Raw genomic sequence first — 22,817 nt, 5'->3', positions numbered from 1 at the left:
GCCGCTCCGCTCGTGGTCCTCACGCGCGGCGGTAGACGAACACATCCGTGACGATGGGCAGGTCGTACTCGTCGTTGTCGCGTGTCTCGGGATCTGAATCCAGCACCGCTTCGATGGCGGCGAACATCTCCGCGCGCGCCGCCTCATCGGCGACGAGGAAGGTGCTCACGGTAGACCAGCGACCGAGGTACGCGTCGCGTCGAATCCGCTCCGTCGAGTGGATCTGCTCGTGGCGCACGAAGTCGAAGCCGGGAAGCTCGTGTGTCGCGGTGCTCGTGGTGACGTCTGCATCCCCCACCGCGGGGTGCGCGATCCGGTGTGCCGCGCGATCCCACGCGCACGTCGGATCGAAACGGTTCCAGATGAGTCCGAGGGTTCCACCAGGTGTGAGCACTCGCGCGATCTCCGCACACGCAGCCTCCTCGTCGAACCAGTGGAAGGCCTGCGCGACCGTCACGACATCAGCGACCTCGGACTCCATCGGTATCCGCTCGGCGCTGCCGAGATACGCCTCGACCCCTGGCAGCTTCGAGCGCAGGATCTCGAGCATCGGCTCCGACGGCTCGACTGCGACGACACGCTCCGCTCGTCCCCCGAGCAGTTCTGTGAACTTCCCGGTGCCTGCACCCAGATCGAGCGCCGTGCGCACGCGGTGAGGCATCACCACGTCGGCTGCAGCAGGAGGGAAGCCTGGACGGTAGCGGTCATAGTCTGCACCGGTGAGGGTGAACGATTTCGCCAGCACGTCGTCGACCATGCCGCGACGCTATCAGGCGCCCGCGATCTCACCCGTCCTGCGACAGTGCGACTGTGCCATCCTGAGTGCATGATTCCGGGGGATCGCCACGTGCCAGAGCATCTGTTCCTGGCTCGGCACGGGCAGACCCGATGGAATCTCGAGCATCGGCTGCAGGGGCAGCTCGACTCGCCCCTGACCGAGGACGGCATCCGACAGGCGCAGAGCGTTGCGGAGCGGGTCGCCGATCGCGGCATCACGACCGTGTGCTTCAGCCCGCTGGGCCGCGCACGACACACGGCAGCGATCATCGCTGATCGTATCGGCGCAGACCTCATCGAAGTGCCGGAGCTCGCCGACCTCGACCACGGCGAGATGGCCGGCCTGACCTGGGACGAGATCGATCAGCGATTCCCCAGGGCGCGCGAAGACCGCGCGGCGAACCGATACGGCTGGGCGTTTCCCGGGGGCGAGAGCTATGCCCAGGCGAGAGGACGCGCGCGCCGGGCGCTGTCATCCTGCGGATGGGCTTCGAGGGGCGTTCCTCTGCTCGTCAGTCACGAGATGCTCGGCCGGCTGCTGCGAGCACACCTCCGAGGCTTGGACGCGCATTCCGCGTTGTCGCTGAGGCACCCGCAGGACGTGGTGTTCGAGATCGACCGCGGAACCGAGCGGATGCTCTAGTTCTCGTCGTCCGGCAGCAGATCCGGCCGACGGCGACGCGTCCGCTCGATCTGCTGATCGCGACGCCAGGAGGCGATCACGGCGTGGTTGCCGCTCAACAGCACCTCGGGTACGGCCCGGTCCCGCCACACCGAGGGCTTCGTGTAAGACGGGTACTCCAGGAGTCCGTCTTCGTGCGATTCCTCGACGAGGCTCTCCGGGTTGCCCACGACACCGGGGATCAGACGTCCGATCGCCTCGATCATCGCCATGGTCGCGACTTCTCCTCCGTTGAGGACGTAGTCGCCGAGACTGACGAGTCGCACCTCGCCGAGCGACGCCGCATACTCGAACACCCGCTCGTCGATGCCCTCGTACCGGCCGCATCCGAAGATGAGGTGATCGCGGGTGCTGAGGTCACGAGCCGTGGCCTGGGTGAAGACCTCACCCGCGGGAGAGGGGAAGATGATGGTCGGCCGACGGCCCTCATCGGAAGGAGCCGACGACGCCAGCTCATCGAGCGCGAGCCCCCAGGGCTCCGGCTTCATGACCATCCCCGCTCCACCCCCGTACGGGGTGTCGTCCACGGTGCGGTGACGGTCGGAGGTCCAGTCCCGAAGGTCCCGGACGCGCAGGTCGAGGATGCCGGCGCTCTGCGCCTTCCCGAGCAGGGAGAGCGTCAGGCCGTCGAAGTACGACGGGAAGATGGAGAGGACGTCGATGCGCACGGGCAGACCGTACCCGTGGTCACTCGGTGGCGTCGGAGTCCGAGGACTCCCCCGCCTCCGTCGCCTCGGAAGCATCGGGAAGCTCTTCGAAGAGTCCAGCGGGCGGCGTCACGATGACGCGTCCTGCTCTCACGTCGACCGTCGGAACGATCGCCTCGACGAAAGGCACCATGATGTCCTGGTCGCCTGACCTGACGATGAGCAGGTCCTGCGCCGGGAAGTGCTCGACCCGAGCGACTCTGCCCACCACGACACCATCACGGACGACATCGAGCCCAGTGAGCTGGTGGTCGAACCACGCGTTGTCCTCGACCTCGTCGTTGTCCTGATCGATCCAGAGGATCGCTCGGACGAGGGTCTCTGCACCCTCACGATCGTCGACGTCCTTGAAGAACACGACGGGGTTGCCGTTCATCACCCGGTACTCGCGAACGACGACCGTCTTGCCGTGCCACGGAGATGCTTCAGGCACCTGCAACGTGAACTCGGCCCCGGGAGTGAAACGACGCTCGGGATTGTCGGTGTAGAGCTCCAGCTTCAGAGCGCCCTTGAGACCGTGGGCCTTGACGAGGCGCCCGACCCGCAGCTGATTCTTGCCCTGGTTGCGGTCTGTCGACACCACGTCAGTCATCCGCGACATCGACACGCACACGACGCCCGTCTGCAAGAGCGGAGATGAGCGTGCGCAGTGCTTTCGCGGTGCGGCCGCCGCGCCCGATCACGCGTCCACGGTCGTCGGGGTGCACGCGCACCTCGAGGAGATCGCCTCTCGGCGAGGTGGAAGCGTTGATGCGGACATCCTCGGGGTGATCGACGATCCCCTTGACGATGTGTTCGAGCGCGGCGGCGAGCACGACGAATTACTCGGCGTCGGCGGCGGGAGCCTCGGCGGCCTCCGCGTCGGCCTTGGCCGGAGCCTCGGCCTTCTTCTCGACCTTGGGCTTCACGACGGACTTCTTGGACGCGTCGATCTCGAACGGAACCTTGGGCTCCTTGACCTTGAGGGTGGACTTCGCGTCCTTGTCGCCCTTGAACTTGCCCCAGTCGCCCGTGATCTTGAGCAGCGCTGCGACCTGCTCGGTCGGCTGAGCACCGACGGACAGCCAGTACTGCGCACGGTCGGAGTCGATCTCGATGAACGAGGGCTCCTCGGTGGGGTGGTACTTGCCGATCTCCTCGATCACGCGACCATCGCGCTTGGTCTTCGAGTCGGCGACGACGATGCGGTAGTACGGCGCACGGATCTTGCCCAGGCGCTTGAGACGAATCTTGACAGCCACGATTCTCCTGAATTGTGTGGAAGGTAACGAACCGATCGCCTGGAGAGTGGGGTGCACACCCGGCGGAAGCTCAAATAGGGAGGACGAGTGCTGGATAGAGGGTCGAGCACGTCGTCCGACCTTCTATTCTGCCAGATCCGCGGCCAAGGAGCGAAACGGGACGACACGGCGGTTGCCGTGTCGTCTGCACCGCATGTCAGACTGTGCTCGTGAAGCTCGATTTCGCGTCATCGGCCCGGTCCACAGTAGGCCTCGAATGGGAGATCATGCTCGCCGACCCGGTGAGCGGTGATCTCGTCGGCCGCGCCCCTGAGCTGCTGTCGGCACTCGAGCACGAGAGCGCCGACGAACGCCATACGGTGACGGGTGAGCTGCTCACCAACACCATCGAGGTCACCAGCGGCGTCGGCGATTCAGTGGCGCACGCCGTCGACGACATCGCCAACGCGATCTCTGCCGTGCGCTCGGCCACGGATCCCGCCGGCATCGAACTGCTCTCCGCAGGCAGCCACCCGTTCGCACAGTGGTACCAGCAGGAAGTGACCGACAAGACCCGCTACCACACCTTGATCGAGCGGACCCAATGGTGGGGCCGCAACATGATGATCTGGGGGATCCACGTCCACATCGGCGTCGAGGATCAGCGCAAGGTCGTCCCCATCATCAACGCCCTCGCGGCATACCTCCCGCATCTGCAGGCGCTTGCCGCGTCGAGTCCGTTCTGGGCCGGTGAGCGCACGGGGTACGCGTCCAACCGCGCCCTGGTCTTCCAGCAGCTGCCCACGGCCGGACTCCCCTGGCCACTCGACGACTGGTCCGACTATGAGGCCTATCTCGACGACATGGTGCGCACCGGTGTGATGGCCGATGCGACCGAGGTGCGCTGGGATATCCGCCCCGCTCCGCGGTGGGGGACGATCGAGGTGCGGGCCTGCGACGGCCTCTCGACCCTGCCGGAGCTGGCAGCGGTGGCCGCCCTCGTCCAGGTCCTGGTGGAGCATCTCTCCCGGCAGCTCGACGAGGGTCGCACTCTCGCACAGATGCCGGCCTGGTACCACCGAGAGAACAAATGGCGCGCGGCACGCTACGGCCTCGACGCCAGGGTGATCGTGGATTCGGCGGGCACCCAGCGGCCGGTGCGGGAGCATCTGTCCGAGGTCCTCGACGAGCTCGCGCCGGTCGCTGTCGAACTCGGCTGCGGGCGAGAGTTCGGCAGCATCGAGACGATACTCACGAACGGCGCGAGCTACGAGCGGCAGTTGACGATCGCGAACGCGACGGGCGGCGACCTCGGTGCGGTCGTGCAGCACCTGATCCGGGAGTTCCGTTCCGGCCCCGAATCGTCGACCGACGAGCCGTAGAGGTCAGTCCTCCACGAGTCGGCGCGCGAGCCCCTCGTCGAGGACCACATCCGTGATGAGCTCGGCGGCGATCGCTGCGCGGAGGCTCGCGAGCTTCGGAACTCCCGAGACCACGCACACGCGCCTGGGCACCCTTCGCAGTCTGTCGAGGCCCGGACCGGTGGCGCGGGCGTTCACACGGATGTCCCTCCACGAGCCGTCTGCGCGGAAGAAGACCGTCGCCACGTCGCCGATCGCATGGTCTTCGCGGAGGCTCCGGTAGTCGTCGCGTCCGAGATACCCTCCGACGTACACACGGCTGGGCACCTCCGCGGCGGGAGAGCCGAGACTGAACACGGCGATGTCCATCTTCGACTGCAGATCGAGCACTCTCCGGGTGCTGCGCTCGCGCCACATCGCCTCGCGCGTCGACGGATCGTCGAAGAACGCCGGCACGGGGAACTGCTGCACTTGCGCGCCGAACGCGCTGCCGAAGCGCTGCAGGATGTCGCTCGAGTACTCGACGCCGCTCGTCTGCGTGTTGCCCGCGCCGTTCAACTGCACGAATGTCGTGTTGTGCGTCTCCTTCTGCGTGAGACCGCGGCTCACAGCGCTGATCGTCGATCCCCACGCGACGCCCACGATCATGTTGGAGTCGACGAACTGCGAGAGCAGCCGCCCCGCTGTCAGGGCCACACGCTCGAGCCGCTCCACCTCGCTGACGATCTCGGGGATGGGTACGACGTGCGCGACGAGGCGGTATCTGTCTCTGATGCGCTGCTCGAGCATCCCCAATCGCTCCAGAGGAGAGTTGATCCGGATGTCGACGAGCCCGCTTTCGCGAGCGAAGCTGAGCAGACGGGACACGGATGATCGCGAGGTCTTCAGCTCCTGCGCGATCACCTCCATCGTCTTGTCCTGCATGTAGTAGAGCTGCGCTGCGGTGAGCGCGGCGATCAGCTTGGAGTCGCGGGATCCCGCGTCAGGCTGGGTCATGAGGGCCTCCTCGCCTCGATCTTTGCACATATGTGCAGCGGGCTTGCGCGCGCTGGCCACATGGGTCGAAGCTGGGGGCACGCACAGAGAAGGGTCGAAGATGATCGAGTCGACACACTCATCACCGGAACGCGCCGAAGTCCGCGCGGTCCGTGAGTCCGGACGCACGAGCGTCCTTGTCATCGGAGCCGGGATCAACGGGATCTCGACGTTCCGAGACCTCGCACTTCAGGGCGTCGACGTCCTGCTGGTCGAACGAGGAGACTTCGCTTCCGGAGCCTCCGCGGCATCGAGCCATATGATCCACGGCGGCATCCGCTACCTCGAGAACGGCGAGTTCCGACTCGTCCGTGAATCCGTCGAGGAGCGAAACGGCCTGCTCAAGATCGCGCCGCACTATGTGAAGCCGCTCGAGACCACGATCCCGATCTACTCGACCTTCTCGGGCATCCTGTCCGCCCCCTTGCGCTTCCTCACGCACAAGAGCGGCAAGCCCCAGGAGCGGGGAGCGTTCCTCATCAAGGTCGGGCTCACGATCTACGACACGTTCTCGCGCGATGGGGGCATGGTCCCTCGTCACCGCTTCCTCGGTCGCAAGCGCTCGCTCGCCGAACTCCCCTCGCTTGACCCGAACATCAAGTACACGGCCACCTACTATGACGCCTCCATGCACGATCCCGAGCGTCTGGCGCTCGATGTGCTGCAGGACGGGCGCGCGGCTCATCCGGGCGCCGTCGCTCTGAACTACGTCGAGGCGATCGCCCGCGACGGCAAGAAGATCGTCCTCCGCGATCGTGAGAGCGGGACGGAGTTCTCGGTCGCCGCAGATGTCGTCGTGAACGCATCAGGGCCGTGGACAGACCTCACCAACGACGCGCTCGGCAACGACACGCGCTTCATGGGCGGGACCAAGGGGTCTCACATCGTTCTGGATCACCCCGAGCTTCTCGAGGCGACGCGCGGCCGCGAGATCTTCTTCGAGCACTCTGACGGCCGCATCGTGCTGATCTACCCCCTCAAGGGGCGCGTGCTCGTCGGGACGACGGACATCGACGCGGATCCGCGCGAGGCAGCCGTGTGCACGGAGGAGGAGATCGACTACTTCTTCGACCTGATCCACCACGTGTTCCCGACGATCGACGTGACGCGCGAGCAGATCGTCTTCAACTTCTCCGGCATCCGCCCGCTTCCTCGCCACGAAGACACGGCCCCTGGATTCGTGTCCCGCGACTACCGCATCGAGGTCGACGACAAGGGCGCGGCTCCTCTGGTGAGCCTCGTCGGCGGAAAGTGGACGACGTTCCGCGCGCTCGGCGAGTCGCTGTCCGACGTGGTGCTCGATCTGATCGGCCGCACTCGCACGGTGTCGACCGCCGGCCGGGCCATCGGCGGAGGCCGCGACTTCCCGCGCACCGAGAAGGCTCGTCGAATCTGGATCCAGGAGAACCTCCCGGGTGCCGGCGACCGTGCCGAGCGCCTTCTCGCCCGCTACGGAACACGTGCGGCTCAGGTCTGGGAGTTCATCGAGCAGGGTGATGACGCTCCCCTCGCCGGCGATGACCTCTCCACCCGGGAACTCGCCTGGATGGTGGAGAACGAGATGGTCGCGCGTCTGCAGGATGTCGTCATGCGACGCACCAGCATCGCATTCACCGGTCACGCCGACGCGGATGTGCTCGAAGAGCTTGCCGCAGCCCTGGCTCCTCTGCTCCACTGGGATCGTGCACGCCAGGATGCAGAGCTCGACCAGACGCGCACGATGCTCAACGAACGACATGGACTCCAGATCTCGTCCCGCGCACGCGGCTGACGAGATATCCGAACGCCGCCCTCCACGCGGCGTAACTCCCAACAAGTGCCAGAGCTATGGGGCTCTGGCACTCAAGAAAGGTCAATGAAGACATGACTGAAGTGAATCTCGGTCTCTACTTCCTCTCGGAGTTCGTCGGCACCGCAATGCTGATCCTCCTCGGATGTGGTGTCGTCGCCAACGTCGCTCTTGCCAAGAACAAGGGCTTCGGCGGCGGCTTCCTGATGGTCAACTGGGGATGGGGTCTCGCGGTCTTCGTGGGTGTCCTCGTCTCGGCGTACTCCGGCGCGATCCTCAACCCGGCGGTCGGCATCGGCCTTCTCGTCGCCGGCAAGATCGACTTCTCGCAGTTCGCGGTGGCGACCGGCGCCGAGCTGCTCGGTGCGATCGTCGGTGCGATCCTCACCTGGCTGGCTTACAAGCAGCACTTCGACGAGGAGCCCGACCCCGCCAACAAGCTCGGCGTCTTCTCGACCGGCCCGGCGATCCGCTCCTACGGCTGGAACCTCGTCACAGAGGTCATCGGCACCTTCGTCCTGGTGTTCGCGATCTTCGCATTCGCTGACTACGGCGACATCGAGATCGGCGTCCCCGGAGGCCTCGGACCGCTCAGCGCCCTGCCCGTCGCGCTCGTCGTGGTCGCTATCGGTGCATCGCTCGGTGGACCCACCGGCTACGCGATCAACCCTGCTCGCGACCTCGGACCCCGTATCGCCCACGCCATCCTGCCTATCAAGGGCAAGGGATCGAGCGACTGGTCGTACTCGTGGGTCCCGGTGGTCGGTCCGCTGCTCGGTGGTGTCCTCGCCGCCGTCGCAGCGCCCGTTCTGCTCAACCTCGCCTGAACCCGAACCTGACTTCAAAGGAGAACACAATGGCCGACTACATCATCGCCATCGATCAGGGCACCACCTCCAGCCGCGCGATCATCTTCGACAAGAAGGGCAGCATCGTCGCGACCGGACAGAAGGAGCACGAGCAGATCCTCCCCAAGGCCGGCTGGGTCGAGCACGACCCTGCGGAGATCTGGCGCAACGTGCAGGAGGTCATCGGCCTCGCGCTGAGCCGCGGCGACCTGACACGTCACGACATCGCCGCCGTGGGAATCACCAACCAGCGTGAGACCGCAGTGGTCTGGGACAAGACGACCGGAAAGGCCGTCTACAACGCGATCGTCTGGCAGGACACCCGCACGCAGGAGATCGTCGACCGCCTGGCGGCTGACGGCGGCGTCGAGCGGTTCAAGCCCGTCGTGGGACTCCCCCTCGCCACCTACTTCTCGGGCACCAAGATCGCCTGGATCCTCGAGAACGTCGAGGGCGCGCGGGAGAAGGCCGAGGCGGGCGACCTCGTCTTCGGCACGACCGACAGCTGGGTGCTGTGGAACCTCACGGGCGGCGTCGACGGCGGTGTGCACGTCACCGATGTCACCAACGCCTCACGCACGATGTTCATGGATCTCGAGACGCTCGAGTGGCGCGACGACATCCTCGAGGCGTTCGGAGTGCCGCGCTCGATGATGCCGGAGATCCGCTCCTCCTCCGAGGTGTACGGCGCCGCCGAGGACTCGTCTCTGCTCCGGGAGACGCCGATCGCCGGCATCCTGGGTGACCAGCAGGCCGCGACGTTCGGTCAGGCCGCGTTCAACCAGGGCGAGAGCAAGAACACCTACGGCACCGGATGCTTCCTCATCTTCAACACGGGCGAGGAGATCGTCCACTCGAAGAACGGGCTGCTCACCACCGTCGGCTACAAGCTCGGGGACGGACCGACCCACTACGCGCTCGAGGGCTCGATCGCTGTCACCGGATCGCTGATCCAGTGGCTCCGCGACCAGCTCGGAATCATCAGCTCCGCTCCCGAGGTCGAAGAACTCGCGAAGCAGGTAGACGACAACGGTGGCGTATACATCGTCCCCGCGTTCTCCGGCCTGTTCGCGCCCTACTGGCGTTCGGACGCCCGCGGTGCGATCGTCGGCCTCACCCGCTACGCGAACAAGAACCACATCGCTCGCGCAGCGCTCGAGGCCGTCGCATTCCAGACCCGCGACGTTCTCGACGCGGTCAACGCGGATGCCGGCGTCGACCTCACCGAACTCAAGGTCGATGGGGGCATGGTCGCGAACGATGCGCTCATGCAGTTCCAGGCCGATGTGCTCGGTGTGCCCGTCGTGCGCCCGGTCGTCGCGGAGACCACCGCGCTGGGTGCCGCGTACGCCGCCGGTCTGGCCGTCGGCTTCTGGAACGGTCTCGACGACCTCTCCGCCAACTGGCAGGAGGATCGTCGTTGGGAACCGTCGATGGAGGACGGCGAGCGTGACCGCCAGCTGCGCCTGTGGCGCAAGGCCGTCACCAAGTCGATGGACTGGGTCGACGAGGACGTGATCTGACCTCAGGACTCTGAGGAGGCGGGCCCGGAGGATTCCTCCGGGCCCGCTTCGTCTTCGTCGCGAGGCGTCGGCCCGATGACCCGGAGGAACGCGGTGGCGACCGCTCTCGGCGACCGTGCGTCCCAGGCGACGTACTCGACGCGCACCGGTCCTCCGACGATCTCCACGGCGACCGCATGGGGCGCAGCCGCGGCGGCGACGCCCGGCGCCAACAGCGTGATCGCGAGCCCAGCCGACACGAGTCCGAGAATCAACTCTGCCGAATCCGCTTCGAACGACACATCGCGAAGCACACCGGCGACACCGAAGGCGGCATCACTCTGCGCGCGCCCTGACGTGCCCGCGGGGAAGTCCGCGAACACCTCTTCGGCAAGGTCTTCCAACGCGAGGTGTTCGCGCCGTGCGAGTCGGTGGGTCGACGGCACGACGGCCACCAGGCGCTCGCGGGCGAGCTCTCGCCAGGCGACGCCGCTGGGGCGGACGTCCTCGTGCAGGCCCAGCATCGCGACATCGAGCTCTCCTCGGCGCACCGCGGCTGCCAAGGTATCGCTGTTGCCCATGCTGAGCTGCACCCGCGCCTCCGGGTGCTCCGCTCTGAACCGCGAGATCGCGTCAGGCACGGAGACCGCGGTGACCGTCGGGATCACACCGAGACGAAGCGTGCCGACAACCCGACCCGCGGCAGCCGCTGCGGCCTCACGCGCCTGGTCCGCTGCAGCCAGCGCGGCCCTCGCATGAACGAGGAACGCTTCCCCCGCCTCCGTCGTCCTGACGCTGCGACTCGAACGCACGAACAGGCGCTGGCCGAGTTCACGCTCCAGCGCCGCGATCTGGTGACTGAGGGCCGACTGCGTCACGAAACAGTGCTCGGCCGCGCGCGTGAAACTCGACGAGGACGCGACCTCGACGACGTACTTGAGCTGTTGCAGATCCACGTATCCATGATCCTCATTCATGGATCCTGTGACAAGCATGCGTTGGACTCATGTGTCGATCGGGATCAGGCTGAGAGACATGAACCGGCTGACTCTGCTGCTCCTCACGTCCCTGGCCCCCATCTCCTGGGGCACGACCTACCTCGTGACGACCGAGATGCTGCCCGCCGGTCATCCGCTGCTGGCAGGTCTCCTCCGATCGCTCCCCGCGGGTCTCGTGGCTCTCGGTCTGGGCCGCGCGCTGCCGCCTCGAGGCTGGTGGCTGAAGTCGCTGGCTCTCGGCATCCTCAACATCGGAGCGTTCTTCCCGCTGCTGTTCCTGGCCGCAGAGCGTCTGCCCGGCGGCGTCGCAGCAGCAGTCGCCGGCGTGCAGCCGCTGATCATCCTCTGTCTGGGGGCGCTCGTGCTCCGCGACAAGATCCGCCCGCTGACGGCAGCCGCCGCCGCAGTCGGTGCCGGCGGTGTCGCTCTCGTGGTGCTGGGCCCGGCCGCGGAGCTCGACCCCGTCGGCATCATCGCAGCGGTCGGCGGCGTCACCGCTACGGCTCTCGGGATGATCCTCACCAAGCGCTGGGGGCGCCCCGCCGGTGTCGGGCCGGTCGCGTATGCGGGCTGGCAGCTGACGGCGGGCGGGTTGTTCCTGCTGCCATTGACACTCGTCTTCGAGGGGTTCCCTCCCTCCATCGACGGCGGCGCGATACTCGGCTACCTCTGGCTCGGCGCGGTCGGCGGTCTCATCGCGTACACGCTCTGGTTCCGCGGCATCCAGGAGCTGCCCGTCATCGCCCCCGGCCTGCTCGCCCTGCTCTCCCCCGTCGTCGCGACGACACTGGGAACGCTGCTCGCCGGCGAGACGTTCACCCCGGTCCAGGCGCTCGGACTCTCCCTCGTTCTGAGCGCGCTCGTCACCGGGCAGCTTGCTGCGCTGCGGAAGCCTCGCAGAGAGGTCGCTCCATCGACGCAGGGGCCGCTCGCGGCGGCACGCCGATGAGTCCGGTCAGCTCTTGCCGAACAGCTTCTGGATCTCGGCGAGGTCGGCTTCACTCGGCGCCTTGGTGCCGCCGAGACCGAAACCGGAGCCGGTCGGGGCGGCCGCGGAGGTGATTCCCGCGTTCTCGGCTGCGCGCTTGGCGGGGTTGCCCGAGCGGGAACCGCCCGAGGACTTGCCCTTCTTACCGCGCTTCGACGACGCACCAGGCTTGCCCATTCCGGGCATGGAACCCATTCCCGGGATGTTCGGAGTGCCGCCGCGTGCGACGGTCTTCATCATCTTGGCGGCCTGATCGAAGCGCTGGACGAGCTGGTTGACGTCCGTGACGGTCATTCCCGAACCACGCGCGATGCGCAGGCGGCGCGAACCGTTGAGCACCTTCGGGTTGCGTCGTTCGCCCGGCGTCATGGACCGGATGATCGCCTCGGTGCGATCGATCTCGCGCTCGTCGAAGTCCTCGAGCTGCTGCTTCATCTGCCCCATGCCGGGGAGCATCCCCAGCATCTTCTTCATCGAGCCCATCTTCTTCATCTGCTGAAGCTGGTCGAGGAAGTCTTCGAGGGTGAACTGCTCGGTCGCAAGCTTCTCGGCCATCTTGACGGCCTCTTCCTCATCGAAGGCCTGCTGGGCCTGCTCGATGAGGGTGAGGATGTCGCCGAGGTCGAGGATGCGACTGGCCATGCGATCGGGGTGGAACGGCTCGAGGTCTTCGAGTCGCTCGCCGGTGGACGCGAAGATGATGGGGCGGCCGGTGACGGAGGCGACGGAGAGCGCCGCACCACCGCGGGCGTCACCGTCGAGCTTCGTCAGGACGACACCGGTGAAGTCGACGCCCTCTTGGAAGGCCTTCGCCGTGTTGACGGCGTCCTGGCCGATCATGGCGTCGATGACGAACAGGACCTCATCCGGGTCCGTCGCCTTGCGGATGTCGGATGCCTGCTTCATCAGGTCGGCGTCGACGCCGAGGCGACCGGCCGTGTCGATGATGACCACGTCGTGCTGGTGGCGGCGCGCGTGCTCCACACCGTCGCGCGACACCTTGACGGGGTCACCGACTCCGTTGCCCGGCTCGGGCGCGTAGACGGTCGCGCCGGCCTGCTGCGCGACGACCTGGAGCTGGTTCACCGCATTCGGACGCTGCAGGTCGGCCGCGACGAGAAGGGGCGTGTGCCCCTCGCTCTCGAGCTGCTTAGCGAGCTTGCCGGCGAAGGTGGTCTTGCCCGAGCCCTGGAGGCCGGCGAGCATGATGACGGTCGGCGCGGTCTTGGCGAACTGCAGACGACGCTGCTCACCGCCGAGGATCTGCACCAGCTCCTCGTTGACGATCTGCACGACCTGCTGCGCAGGGTTCAGCGCCTTGCTGACCTCATCGCCCAGGGCGCGCTCGCGCACCTTCGCGGTGAACTCCTTGACGACCGCCAGTGCGACGTCGGCGTCGAGCAGCGCGCGACGGATCTCGCGCACAGTGCCGTCGACGTCGGCCGCGGTGAGCTTTCCCTTCGTGCGAAGGTTGCGGAAGGTCTCGGTGAGCCGATCGGAGAGCGTGCCAAAGGTAGCCATGGTGACACCGAGTTTACGCGAATCCGGCACCGTTCTCCGCGTTCGGAGCCGCGCCGACCGCGAGCTCGGCCCGGAGCAGTTCTCTCGCGCGCGCGTAACGGCCGCGCACGGTCGACGAAGGGATGCCGAGAAGCTCCGCCGCATGCACGAGAGACAGTCGATCCCAGTGCACGAGCCGCACGATCTCCGCAAGGTCGGGATCGAGCCGTGCGATCGCGTCACGCACCTCCAGCCCCTCGTCAGCGGCAGGTGAGCTGTGATGCTCCTGCCGCTGCAGCCGAAGCCGATCCGCGAGCGCCCACCGTCTCCGCTGCCCCCTGTCGTGGTTGGCGAGCGTGCCTCGTGCGATGCCGAAGACCCACATCCGCGCGCGTTCCGGTTCATCGGGAAGATCGGGTGACCGACGCCAGGCGATCACCATGGTCTCCCCGAGGAGGTCCGCGGCGTCGTCGGGTCCCACCCGACGCGAGAGGTAGGCGAGCAGGTCGGTCGCGCTCTCCTCCAGCACCCGGGTCAGGGCTGCGTCGCGGCTCATTCCCCGTCCCCCCAGTCCTCGCCGTCGCAGTGCACCTGACTGTGCGATTCGGTGCCCCCGAGCGCCTCGCTGGCGAAGCCGTTCGCAGCGAGCTCCGCGTGCACCAGCTCGTCGACGGCCTGTGTGTGCGCCGTCCAGGCATCGAGATCGGCTTGCCGAGGGTCGGGATCGACCGCAGGGTCGCCGGCACGACTCTCCTCCAGCTCGTGGAGGATCCCCGGAACGAGAGGCGCGGCGGCCGCTTCGACATCCGTGCTCGCGAACCAGTCGTCGACGATGCGATTGACCTCGTCGTTCGTGAACATGTCGTGCGTGTCGAGCGCGCTGAATCGCAGTTCGCACTGTCTCCAGGTCGGCGAGGTGTAGCTGTAGGTCCGATCCGCATCCTCGAGGCCCGGGCTCCAGAGCCAATCCGATGACGCCGCGGCCACACCGGCGCCGCCGACGAGGAAGAGCGCCAGCGCCGCGGTCAGCACGGCTCTCCGACGTCCGCGACGAGGGGGCTGCGTCTCCTCGCGCGCTGCGAGGATCATGGCCCGGATGTCTCCGGGTTCCGGTCTCGCCGTCGCCGGTGCGGAACAGTCGAGCATCTCGTCGAGCGGGTCGGTGGCCATCATGTCTCCTCGGTCGGGAAAAGGGTCTCTCATTCCTGACCTGTCCGGCTCGCGCGGTTTCGTCCGCGGGGAGATCAGGTTTCCGTGCCGCCCCACGGCAATCGGCCGATCGCCCGCACAGCGTCGGCGAATCGGTCCCCCACCGAACCTCGTCCCGCACCGCTCTCCGCCCACGCTCGCACGGCGGCGACCACGGCGGCGGCCCAGGTGGCCGCGGCGATGTCCGCGGTGAGAGCGGTGACCCCCGAACGGCGAGCGAGATCGGCCAGCGCCGCTGCGAGGCGAGCCTGGCGAAGCGCGGCATCCTGCTCGAGTTCGTCGTCGAGCCCCATGGCCGACGAGTTCGTCATCGCGAGAGCCAGGCTGTCAGGTGCGAAGTCCTCGACGAGATCCGAGAGAATGCGCCGCACATGCGTGCCGTCGCGGTCTTCGGGCACGACGACCAGGTCGTCGACCGCACGGCCGATGCGGTCGTCGAGGCCGGACCAGAGCACATCGCTCTTCGAGGAGAAGTAGTTGAAGAAGCTCGACCGGCTCACTCCGGCGCGCTGGGTGATGTCGGCGACAGAGGTGGCGTCGTAGCCCCGCTCGAGGAAGAGCTCGCAGGCGGCCTCAGCGAGGGTCTCGCGCGAAGAGGCCTTCGGGCGCCCTGCTCGGCTCGTGCTGCTCATGCAGACACGCTACCGCGCGTCGCTCCTGCGCGCCGCGACCGTCACGGAGGAGTATTCTTAGACGCAATCCATCAATTGATCGAGAGGGACGCCCATGCTCGACATCCTCACCCCCGGACTCGCTCCGAGCTTCGTCCCCTACCCCGCCGGGTGGGACCTGCAACGCAGCATCCACGCCGACGTCGTCGACGGCACTCGCCCGGACACGCTCATCCTTCTCGAGCACGAGGCGGTGTACACCGCCGGCAAGCGGACCGAGCCGCAGGAACGCCCGACGGACGGCACACCGGTGATCGACGTCGACCGCGGCGGCAAGATCACCTGGCACGGACCAGGGCAGCTGGTGGGCTACCCGATCGTCCGGCTGCCCGAGCCGATGGACGTCGTCGCGCACGTGCGTCGCCTCGAGCGCATCCTGATCGACGTGCTCCAGCCACTCGGCGTCGACGGATACCAGGTCGAGGGGCGCAGCGGGGTGTGGGTTCGCCGCCCCCTGTCGGAGGACAAGGTCGCGGCGATCGGGGTGCGCGTGCAGCAGGGAGTGACGATGCACGGCTTCGCGATCAACTGCGACAACAGCCTCGCAGGGTTCAGGGGCATCATCCCGTGCGGGATCACCGACGCCGGTGTCACCACCGTGAGCGAGGTCGTCGGAGCGGACGTCTCCCCCGCCGACATCGTCGACTCGGTGTCCGCCGCTTTCCTCGCCGAATACTCGACAGCCGCACACGCAGGAGCTCACGCATGACCGCCGCACCAGAGGGACGCAAGCTCCTCCGCCTCGAGATCCGCAACGCCGAGACTCCCATCGAACGCAAACCGGAGTGGATCAAGACGAAGGCGAAGATGGGGCCCGAGTACACGGCGCTCCACTCGCTCGTCAAGAGCGAAGACCTTCACACCGTCTGCCAGGAGGCCGGCTGCCCCAACATCTTCGAGTGCTGGGAAGACCGGGAGGCGACCTTCCTCATCGGCGGATCGCAGTGCACCCGACGGTGCGACTTCTGCCAGATCGACACGGGCAAGCCCGATGCCTATGACACCGACGAGCCACGCCGTGTCGCCGAGAGCGTCGTGCGGATGAACCTCCGCTATGCGACGGTCACCAGCGTCGCACGAGACGATCTGCCCGACACCGGAGCCTGGCTCAACGCCGAGACGGTGCGGAAGATCCACGAGCTCAACCCGAACACCGGCGTCGAGCTGCTCGCCAACGAGCACAACGCCGACCCTGCCTTCCTCGGGCAGATCTTCGACGCCCGTCCCGAGGTCTTCGCGCACAACGTCGAGACCGTGCCGCGGATCTTCAAGCGCATCCGCCCGGCGTTCCGGTACGAGCGTTCGCTCGATGTGATCACCCAGGCGCGGGACGCAGGCCTCATCACCAAGTCCAACCTGATTCTGGGCATGGGCGAGGAACCCGAAGAGGTCGTCCAGGCGCTGAACGACCTGCACGACGCCGGCTGCGACATCATCACCATCACGCAGTATCTGCGCCCCTCTCCTCGCCACCTGCCCGTGGCCCGGTGGGTCAAGCCTGCGGAGTTCGTCGAGTTCAAGGAGGAGGCGGAGCGGATCGGCTTCCTCGGCGTGCTCGCCGGGCCCCTCGTGCGCTCGTCGTACCGCGCCGGCCGGCTGTGGGCGCAGTCGATGGTCTCGAAGGGGCGCGAGATCCCACCGCACCTGGCGCACATCGCCGAGAGCGCGGATCTCGGCTTCGCTCAGGCGGTCTGAGCGATACCGAGGCGGTGAGCGTCAGTCGGCGCTCATCACCGACTGCACGCTGCCGTCGGAACCCAGGTTCACCAGCAGGACGTCGTCGGTGGTGGTCGCGTCGAGCGCGTACTCCAGCACCGCGAACGGCTCCGACCCGCCGTGTTCGTCGGCGAGGATCGTCATGCTCATGAGTCGCAGCGAACGGATGATGTCGACGGCGGCGTCACCGCTGACGTCGACCAGCACCTCTTCGAGTTCGTCTCCGTAGGCCTCCTGCTGCTGCAGGATGTACTCGGTGACCTCGCTGGTGCGGTCATCGACCTCCGCGAGCATGCCCCGCCGGGACACATCGTCGACGTTCTCGATCCCCGCGATGAGCGAAGCGGCGATGTCGAGCGCGTCGGCAGAGACATCGTCCTGGTCAGGAGCGGTGAGATCGACGGTGACGCTCTGGTCACCGAGCTCCACCGTCTCAGACCAGAAGATCGAGCCGTCGGGCCCTGAGGACAGGAGTCCGAAGTAGTCGTGTTCGATCGCCATAACGCTATGAAACCAGCCTCGTGCTCGCGGCGGTAGTCCCGTAATCAGCCGACGAGCGACTTGACGAAGACATGGGGGGTGAAACCGGTCAGATCATCGATGCCCTCGCCCTGGCCGAGGAGCTTGACGGGGATGCCGGTGCGCTCCTGCACGGCGAGGACGAAGCCGCCCTTCGCCGAGCCGTCGAGCTTGGTCAGGACGAGTCCGGTGACACCTGCATGCTCGAGGAACGCCTCGGCCTGCATCACACCGTTCTGACCCGTGGTGGCGTCGAGGACGAGCAGGACCTCGCTGATGGGAGCCTGCTTCTCGATCACCCTGCGGATCTTCGAGAGCTCGTCCATGAGCCCTCCCTTGGTGTGCAGTCGGCCGGCCGTGTCGATGATCGCGATCTCGATGCCCTCGCGCTGGGCGAACTCGATGGTCTGGTAGGCCACGGATGCCGGATCCTGACCCTCTTGCTGGGGGCGGACGATCGCCGCTCCGCCGCGCTGTGCCCAGGTGGCCAGCTGATCGACGGCGGCCGCACGGAACGTATCGGCTGCTCCGACGACCACGCTGCGCTGGAACCCGCGAAGGAACTTGGTGAACTTGCCGATCGTGGTGGTCTTCCCGACGCCGTTGACGCCGACGACCAGCACGACCGCCGGCCGCTCGGTGAGCTTCAGGGTCGTGTCGAACTTCGCGAAGTGCTCCTCGAGCGTCTCGCGGAGCATCCGCTGGAGATCCTGCGGATCGGTCGTGCGGTAGCGCTCGACCTTCTCACGCAGCTCTTCGACGACCCGCTCGCTGATGTCGGGGCCGAAGTCGGCAGTGAGGAGGGCCGTCTCGAGGTCCTCCCATGTCGTCTCGTCGATAGTGGGCTTGACGAACATCCCGCGCAGCGCACGAGTGAGGGACCACGACTTCTCCGCCATGACTCCAGCCTACGGGTAGCGCTGTCAGCCGGCCGCCGCGCGGTCGCCCACGCGCTGTCCGACGACCGCCGACACCCCGTCCTGACGCATCGACACCCCGTAGAGCGCATCTGCGATCTCCATCGTGCGCTTCTGATGGGTGATGACGAGCAGCTGCGAGCTCTCGCGAAGCTGCTCGAACACGGTGAGCAGGCGGCCGAGGTTGGCGTCGTCGAGCGCCGCCTCGACCTCGTCGAGGATGTAGAACGGGCTCGGGCGGGCTTTGAAGATCGCGACCAGCAGAGCGACTGCCGCGAGGGAACGTTCACCGCCCGAGAGCAGTGACAGCCTCTCGATCTTCTTTCCGACCGGCCGTACCGAGACCTCGATGCCGGTCGTGAGCATGTTCTCGGGATCCGTGAGCGAGATGCTTCCGGTTCCGCCGGGGAACAGCAGAGGGAAGACCTCCCCGAACGCGATCCTCGTGTCTTCGAACGCGCTCGCGAAGATCGTCTGCATGCGCTCATCGAGGTCCGCGATGATCGTGCGCAGGTCCTGTCGCGTCTGCGTCAGGTCGGCGAGCTGCTCGGTGAGGAACGCGTGGCGCTGCTCGAGCGCCGCGAACTCCTCGAGCGCGAGCGGGTTGACCCGTCCGAGCTGAGCGAGCTTGCGTTCGGCCTCGGCGAGCCGGCGCTGCTGGATCCGCCGATCGAACGGGATCGCCGTGTCGTCGAGCAGGTCGTCCTCAGCCTCGTCGGCTCTCGGATCACGGGGAACGAGCTGATCAGGTCCATATTCCGCTACGAGAATATCTTCGTCGAGCGCGAGCTCCGATGCCACGCGCTCGAGCAGACTGTTGAGGTGCAGCTTCTTCTCGTGGATCTGCAGTTCGAGGCCGTGCACGCTCTCGGTGAGCCCGGCGAGCCGCTCGCGCAAGGAGGTCTCCTGCGCTCGAAGAGCAGTGAGCTCCTGGTTCTGCGCCGATCGCGCGGCCTCGGCCTCGGCCAATGCGACGCGCGCTTCGGTGACCGACCGATCGATCGAGTCCAGGATGCGGGGCAGCTCCTGAGCCACTCCGGATGCCGCTTCGCGCTGTGCGCGTCGGATGACCGCCCGGCGCGCAGCCTCGGCTGCGGCGTCCCGCTCCTGCTCGCGTTGCCGTTCGAGTCCGGCGACGCGAGCCTGGGCAGCACGAACACGCTCACGAAGCGTCTCGATCTCCAGACGCGCTCGGACCTCACCTTCGCGCGCCGTCTCGAGCGCCTCGAGCAGACCGTCACGCGCCGAGGCGTCCAGCACCGGCCGGGGGGCGGCGATGGCCGCATCCAACTCGGCCTTCGCCGCGTCGGCCTTCGCCTCAGCATCCTGCACCGCGCTCTGTGCCTGCGCGAGTCCTGATTCGAGCCGCTCGCACTCGGCGACAGCCGACTCGTGGGTGACCGTGACGCGGTTCACCTGTTCCGCGTGGGTCGCCAGCGCGGCGTCGTGCTCGCGCAGCGCCCGGAGCGCGTCCTTCGCCTGGCGACGTGATGTCTCCACGGCCTCGTTCGCGTCGACGCGAGCCTCGCGCAGTGAATCGACGATGACCTGCACCTCTGCCAGGCGCTCGTTCGCCGCGTCCCGTTCGGCGGCGAGCTCGAGACGGGAGCGTTCGCCGCCGGATCCTGTGCGCAGCGTCTGCGCGGTGACGACATCGCCCGCTGTCGTGACGATCGTCGTGGTCGTATCGCCCGCGACGTCGAGCGCGAGTCGTGCATTGCGCGCCGCGTTCAGGCTCGCGGCGATGACGACGTGCGACAGGATTCCGAGGACCCCGTCCGGAGCCGCGACCGTATCGATCGCGGGCGTCACGCCCTCGAGAGCGGGCAGCTCGATCGACGGACGCGCAGCATCGGCGACGACGAAATCCACCACTCCCCTGCGCTGGTCGGACGCGTCCTGTGCCAGCTCGAAGGCGTCGGAGGCCCTCTCGACGAGGACACCCTCGGCCAGCGAACCCAGCACGGCTGCGATCGCGGCCTCGAACCCGTTCCTGACCTGCACCGAGTCACCCACGAGGCCACGAACACCCGTGGCTCCCGCCTTCACGATCTCGGCAGCGCCTCCTGAGATCGCGAGCGCGCTTCCGAGTGCCGCAGCCTTGGCCGTGAGAGCGTCGACCTCGCGCTCGGCCGCGTGCAGGCGCTCGCGGAGCGTCTCTCGCTCGGCCTCGGCCGCCGTCGCGGCACGCTGCGCGCTCTCATATGCGGCGGAGTGCTCTGCCGCCGTGCCCTCCGGCGCCTCCGCGTCGTCGATCGCCTCGAGGGCTTCGGCGGCGTCTCGGCGACGCGCGTTCGCCGCCTCGAGCGCGTTCTCCTGGCGCAGGACCGCACCGCGCACCGCAGCGAGGGCCGACGCGGCCGCATCCGCCGTGCCTCGCAACGAGCTGAGCCGCATGTCGTACTCCGACACGAGCGCGCTCTGCTCGGCGATGTCCACGTCGAGAGTGTCGAGCTCCGCCCGCGCATTCACCACCTCGCGGCTCGCCACGCTCGCCGCGTCCTGAGCATCGCCGAGGCCGGCGGAGATCTCGGTGATCTCCGCCTTCCCCTCGTCGATCGTGGCCTGCGTGACAGTGATGGCCGTCACGGCAGCATCGTCTTCTTCCGAGCCGAGGAGGGCGAGTCGCTGATTGGCGAGGGTGTACAGCCCGCGCATCCGCTCCTGCACCTGCTCGAGACCGAAGGTCACGCCTCTCGCCTGATCGACCGCCGCCGAGTTCTGATCCTGCTCGAGGCGCGCGATGCTCGCGCGCACCGCCTCTGCCTGATCCGACAGCACGAGCCGTTCGGTATGCCGCTCATGCTCGGTGCGCGTGTGATCGGCCAGCGCCGTGCGCAGCGCCACCACGTCATCCGCGAAGATCCGAGCCTTGGCATCACGCACGACCGCGGCGATCGTCTGCGCCTCGCGCGCGATCTCCGCCTGCCTGCCCAGGGGCTTCAGCTGGCGCCGGATCTCGCCGGCGAGATCGCTGAGACGCGTCAGGTTGGTCTCCATCGCGTCGAGCTTGCGAAGGGTCTTCTCCTTGCGACGCCGATGCTTGAGGATGCCCGCCGCTTCCTCGATGAAGCCGCGCCGGTCCTCCGGAGACGCCTGGAGCACCGTGTCCAGGCGCCCCTGCCCCACGATGACGTGCATCTCGCGTCCGAGACCGGAATCGCTGAGCAGTTCCTGGAGATCGAGCAGACGGCAGTTCTCGCCGTTGATGGCGTACTCGCTGGCGCCGTTGCGGAACAGCGTGCGGCTGATGGTGACCTCGGCGAACTCGATCGGCAGGGCGCCGTCGCTGTTGTCGATCGTGAGCTGCACCTCGGCCCGACCGAGCGGCCCTCTCGTGGACGTGCCGGCGAAGATGACGTCCTCCATCTTGCCGCCGCGCAGAGTCTTCGCTCCCTGCTCACCCATCACCCAGGCGAGGGCATCGACGACGTTCGACTTGCCCGATCCGTTGGGACCCACGATGCAGGTGACGCCCGGTTCGAACACGAAACTGGTCGGCTGCGCGAAGGACTTGAACCCCTTGAGGGTCAGGCTCTTCAGATGCATGCGGCTACCGCGCTCTCCGGGTGATTCACGCCCATACGCTACCGGAATGACGGCTCAGAACCGGCATCCCGCGCGGGAGCGGAGCGAACGGGAATCGGCCGCGACACGCCGGGCCACGCCGGGGATGCTTGACGGACACGCCCGGGTTTCGCTACGGTAACCTCCGGATCGCCACACGAAAAGGAGGTTACCGATGATCACTCAGCTCAACGCTCAGGCCACTGGCCTCGCCGCGCCATTCGCGCCGCGCCTTGCGCACTCGGTAACCACCGGCGTCCGTCTCGGCGCTCTCTCGTAGAACCGCAGCCCGAGAACTCTGCCCCCACTCACCCACCGGTCTCCGATCGGTGACGGGGCTTCTCGTTCGCGTGTCTCCGCGCCCTACCCTCTGATCCTTCTCGGATCACGGATCACCGCCGACCCCGGCGATCGCCTTCCGGCGCGCTGGGCTCTCGACTCTCGCCGCGCTCCGCCGGCCGTCCTCTCGGCGCGCCGCGACAGCGCTCTCCTCACCGAACACCACCACCCATCTCGAAGGAATCACCGTGAACACCACGCTGTATCGCAGCATCCCCCACCCTCCGGATATCGAGGACCAGCAGGTCCTTCACATCCCCGCACCTGATGAGCTGCGGCGCCTGGCGCTGGCAGATCGTCTCTCGCTCAGGATCGGCCTCTGGCTGCTCCAGCGGGCTCAGCGCCCTCGCCCGACGCACCGCGTCACCGCCCTCGAGGCGGACGCGCTGCATCTCGATCGGCCGAGCCGCAGCGAGGGCGAGACATATGCCCTGCTCACCTACGACCTGCAGCGTCAGCTGCGCTGACCTGG

At 67.3% G+C, this 22,817-nt stretch carries 23 protein-coding genes; 9 read left to right on the top strand and 14 right to left on the bottom strand.

Annotation, left to right across the window (positions count from 1 at the left end; translation table 11 throughout):
* Nucleotides 1–19: 19 nt before the first annotated feature.
* Nucleotides 20–757, bottom strand: coding sequence for a class I SAM-dependent methyltransferase (locus tag MRBLMI13_RS02805; RefSeq protein ID WP_367820642.1), 738 nt, complete (start codon nt 755–757; stop codon nt 20–22).
* Nucleotides 758–847: 90 nt separating this feature from the next.
* Between MRBLMI13_RS02805 and MRBLMI13_RS02800 the strand changes: the two genes are divergently transcribed.
* Entirely contained in the window at nt 848–1,420 is a 573-nt protein-coding gene (locus tag MRBLMI13_RS02800; protein ID WP_367820644.1) for a histidine phosphatase family protein, read from the top strand.
* On the opposite strand, the gene trmD is transcribed toward MRBLMI13_RS02800, so the two are convergent.
* From trmD to rpsP, 4 genes are read right to left on the bottom strand one after another with little or no spacing between them, the layout of a single operon-like run.
* Nucleotides 1,417–2,127, bottom strand: a complete 711-nt coding sequence (trmD, locus tag MRBLMI13_RS02795) for a tRNA (guanosine(37)-N1)-methyltransferase TrmD (RefSeq protein ID WP_309688180.1) — start codon at nt 2,125–2,127, stop codon at nt 1,417–1,419. The two genes, MRBLMI13_RS02800 and trmD, sit on opposite strands and share 4 nt — an antisense overlap.
* Before the next feature lie 19 nt (nt 2,128–2,146).
* On the bottom strand, nt 2,147–2,758 hold the full coding sequence (gene rimM / locus MRBLMI13_RS02790) for a ribosome maturation factor RimM (RefSeq protein ID WP_042541670.1): 612 nt from the start codon (nt 2,756–2,758) through the stop codon (nt 2,147–2,149).
* Complete coding sequence (locus tag MRBLMI13_RS02785) at nt 2,751–2,981, bottom strand: RNA-binding protein (RefSeq protein ID WP_042541671.1); 231 nt, start codon at nt 2,979–2,981, stop codon at nt 2,751–2,753. Before MRBLMI13_RS02785 ends, rimM begins: the two co-directional genes overlap by 8 nt.
* A 6-nt stretch (nt 2,982–2,987) precedes the next feature.
* Nucleotides 2,988–3,407 (bottom strand): 30S ribosomal protein S16, encoded by a 420-nt coding sequence (rpsP, locus tag MRBLMI13_RS02780; RefSeq protein ID WP_042541672.1) that lies wholly within the window; start codon nt 3,405–3,407, stop codon nt 2,988–2,990.
* 209 nt (nt 3,408–3,616) lie between these two features.
* Between rpsP and MRBLMI13_RS02775 the strand changes: the two genes are divergently transcribed.
* Nucleotides 3,617–4,768, top strand: a complete 1,152-nt coding sequence (locus MRBLMI13_RS02775; protein WP_367820647.1) for a glutamate--cysteine ligase — start codon at nt 3,617–3,619, stop codon at nt 4,766–4,768.
* Between the two features lie 3 nt (nt 4,769–4,771).
* On the opposite strand, the gene MRBLMI13_RS02770 is transcribed toward MRBLMI13_RS02775, so the two are convergent.
* Nucleotides 4,772–5,743 (bottom strand): sugar-binding transcriptional regulator, encoded by a 972-nt coding sequence (locus tag MRBLMI13_RS02770; protein ID WP_042541673.1) that lies wholly within the window; start codon nt 5,741–5,743, stop codon nt 4,772–4,774.
* A 100-nt stretch (nt 5,744–5,843) separates the two neighbouring features.
* On the opposite strand from MRBLMI13_RS02770, the gene MRBLMI13_RS02765 reads away from it, so the two are divergent.
* From MRBLMI13_RS02765 to glpK, 3 genes are all read left to right on the top strand, one after another.
* Nucleotides 5,844–7,553: a glycerol-3-phosphate dehydrogenase/oxidase gene (locus MRBLMI13_RS02765; protein ID WP_042541674.1), complete on the top strand. Its 1,710-nt coding sequence runs from the start codon at nt 5,844–5,846 to the stop codon at nt 7,551–7,553.
* A 92-nt stretch (nt 7,554–7,645) separates the two neighbouring features.
* Nucleotides 7,646–8,398 (top strand): MIP/aquaporin family protein, encoded by a 753-nt coding sequence (locus tag MRBLMI13_RS02760; RefSeq protein ID WP_042541675.1) that lies wholly within the window; start codon nt 7,646–7,648, stop codon nt 8,396–8,398.
* 29 nt (nt 8,399–8,427) lie between these two features.
* On the top strand, nt 8,428–9,942 hold the full coding sequence (gene glpK, locus MRBLMI13_RS02755) for a glycerol kinase GlpK (RefSeq protein ID WP_042541676.1): 1,515 nt from the start codon (nt 8,428–8,430) through the stop codon (nt 9,940–9,942).
* A 2-nt stretch (nt 9,943–9,944) separates the two neighbouring features.
* Here the strand turns inward: glpK and MRBLMI13_RS02750 are convergent, their stop codons facing one another.
* Nucleotides 9,945–10,877 carry a LysR family transcriptional regulator gene (locus tag MRBLMI13_RS02750; RefSeq protein ID WP_367820650.1) on the bottom strand — a complete coding sequence of 311 codons (933 nt, stop codon included), beginning with the start codon at nt 10,875–10,877 and terminating at the stop codon, nt 9,945–9,947.
* Between the two features lie 79 nt (nt 10,878–10,956).
* On the opposite strand from MRBLMI13_RS02750, the gene MRBLMI13_RS02745 reads away from it, so the two are divergent.
* Nucleotides 10,957–11,868 carry an EamA family transporter gene (locus MRBLMI13_RS02745; protein ID WP_367820652.1) on the top strand — a complete coding sequence of 304 codons (912 nt, stop codon included), beginning with the start codon at nt 10,957–10,959 and terminating at the stop codon, nt 11,866–11,868.
* A 6-nt stretch (nt 11,869–11,874) separates the two neighbouring features.
* Here MRBLMI13_RS02745 and ffh read toward each other — a convergent pair whose 3' ends face one another.
* From ffh to MRBLMI13_RS02725, 4 genes are all read right to left on the bottom strand, one after another.
* Complete coding sequence (gene ffh, locus MRBLMI13_RS02740; RefSeq protein WP_042541678.1) at nt 11,875–13,428, bottom strand: signal recognition particle protein; 1,554 nt, start codon at nt 13,426–13,428, stop codon at nt 11,875–11,877.
* 13 nt (nt 13,429–13,441) lie between these two features.
* Nucleotides 13,442–13,963 (bottom strand): RNA polymerase sigma factor, encoded by a 522-nt coding sequence (locus MRBLMI13_RS02735; protein WP_367820654.1) that lies wholly within the window; start codon nt 13,961–13,963, stop codon nt 13,442–13,444.
* Entirely contained in the window at nt 13,960–14,580 is a 621-nt protein-coding gene (locus tag MRBLMI13_RS02730; protein ID WP_367820656.1) for a hypothetical protein, read from the bottom strand. The genes MRBLMI13_RS02735 and MRBLMI13_RS02730 overlap by 4 nt, the downstream gene beginning before the upstream one ends.
* A gap of 71 nt (nt 14,581–14,651) precedes the next feature.
* On the bottom strand, nt 14,652–15,248 hold the full coding sequence (locus MRBLMI13_RS02725) for a TetR/AcrR family transcriptional regulator (protein ID WP_367820658.1): 597 nt from the start codon (nt 15,246–15,248) through the stop codon (nt 14,652–14,654).
* Between the two features lie 94 nt (nt 15,249–15,342).
* Here MRBLMI13_RS02725 and lipB point away from each other — a divergent pair, with 94 nt between their 5' ends.
* Both lipB and lipA read left to right on the top strand, forming a co-directional pair.
* Nucleotides 15,343–15,996 (top strand): lipoyl(octanoyl) transferase LipB, encoded by a 654-nt coding sequence (lipB, locus tag MRBLMI13_RS02720; RefSeq protein WP_042541682.1) that lies wholly within the window; start codon nt 15,343–15,345, stop codon nt 15,994–15,996.
* On the top strand, nt 15,993–16,982 hold the full coding sequence (gene lipA / locus MRBLMI13_RS02715) for a lipoyl synthase (RefSeq protein ID WP_042541683.1): 990 nt from the start codon (nt 15,993–15,995) through the stop codon (nt 16,980–16,982). Before lipB ends, lipA begins: the two co-directional genes overlap by 4 nt.
* Nucleotides 16,983–17,003: 21 nt before the next feature.
* Here the strand turns inward: lipA and MRBLMI13_RS02710 are convergent, their stop codons facing one another.
* Genes MRBLMI13_RS02710 through smc form a run of 3 tightly spaced genes read right to left on the bottom strand, consistent with a single transcriptional unit; the run spans nt 17,004 to nt 21,988 of the window.
* Nucleotides 17,004–17,504 carry a DUF2004 domain-containing protein gene (locus tag MRBLMI13_RS02710; RefSeq protein ID WP_042541684.1) on the bottom strand — a complete coding sequence of 167 codons (501 nt, stop codon included), beginning with the start codon at nt 17,502–17,504 and terminating at the stop codon, nt 17,004–17,006.
* Nucleotides 17,505–17,548: 44 nt separating this feature from the next.
* Nucleotides 17,549–18,421, bottom strand: a complete 873-nt coding sequence (gene ftsY / locus MRBLMI13_RS02705; RefSeq protein WP_042541685.1) for a signal recognition particle-docking protein FtsY — start codon at nt 18,419–18,421, stop codon at nt 17,549–17,551.
* 24 nt (nt 18,422–18,445) lie between these two features.
* Nucleotides 18,446–21,988 (bottom strand): chromosome segregation protein SMC, encoded by a 3,543-nt coding sequence (gene smc, locus MRBLMI13_RS02700; RefSeq protein WP_367820662.1) that lies wholly within the window; start codon nt 21,986–21,988, stop codon nt 18,446–18,448.
* 545 nt (nt 21,989–22,533) lie between these two features.
* On the opposite strand from smc, the gene MRBLMI13_RS02695 reads away from it, so the two are divergent.
* A complete protein-coding gene (locus MRBLMI13_RS02695) occupies nt 22,534–22,812 on the top strand; it encodes a hypothetical protein (protein WP_367820664.1) in 279 nt (92 codons plus the stop codon).
* Nucleotides 22,813–22,817 lie beyond the last annotated feature (5 nt).

This window comes from Microbacterium sp. LMI13-1-1.1 (genome assembly GCF_040815625.1).
GTDB classification, from domain to species: domain Bacteria; phylum Actinomycetota; class Actinomycetes; order Actinomycetales; family Microbacteriaceae; genus Microbacterium; species Microbacterium forte.
The sequence above is the reverse complement of the archived record's forward strand: the minus strand, read 5'-3'. Positions and strand labels throughout refer to the sequence as shown.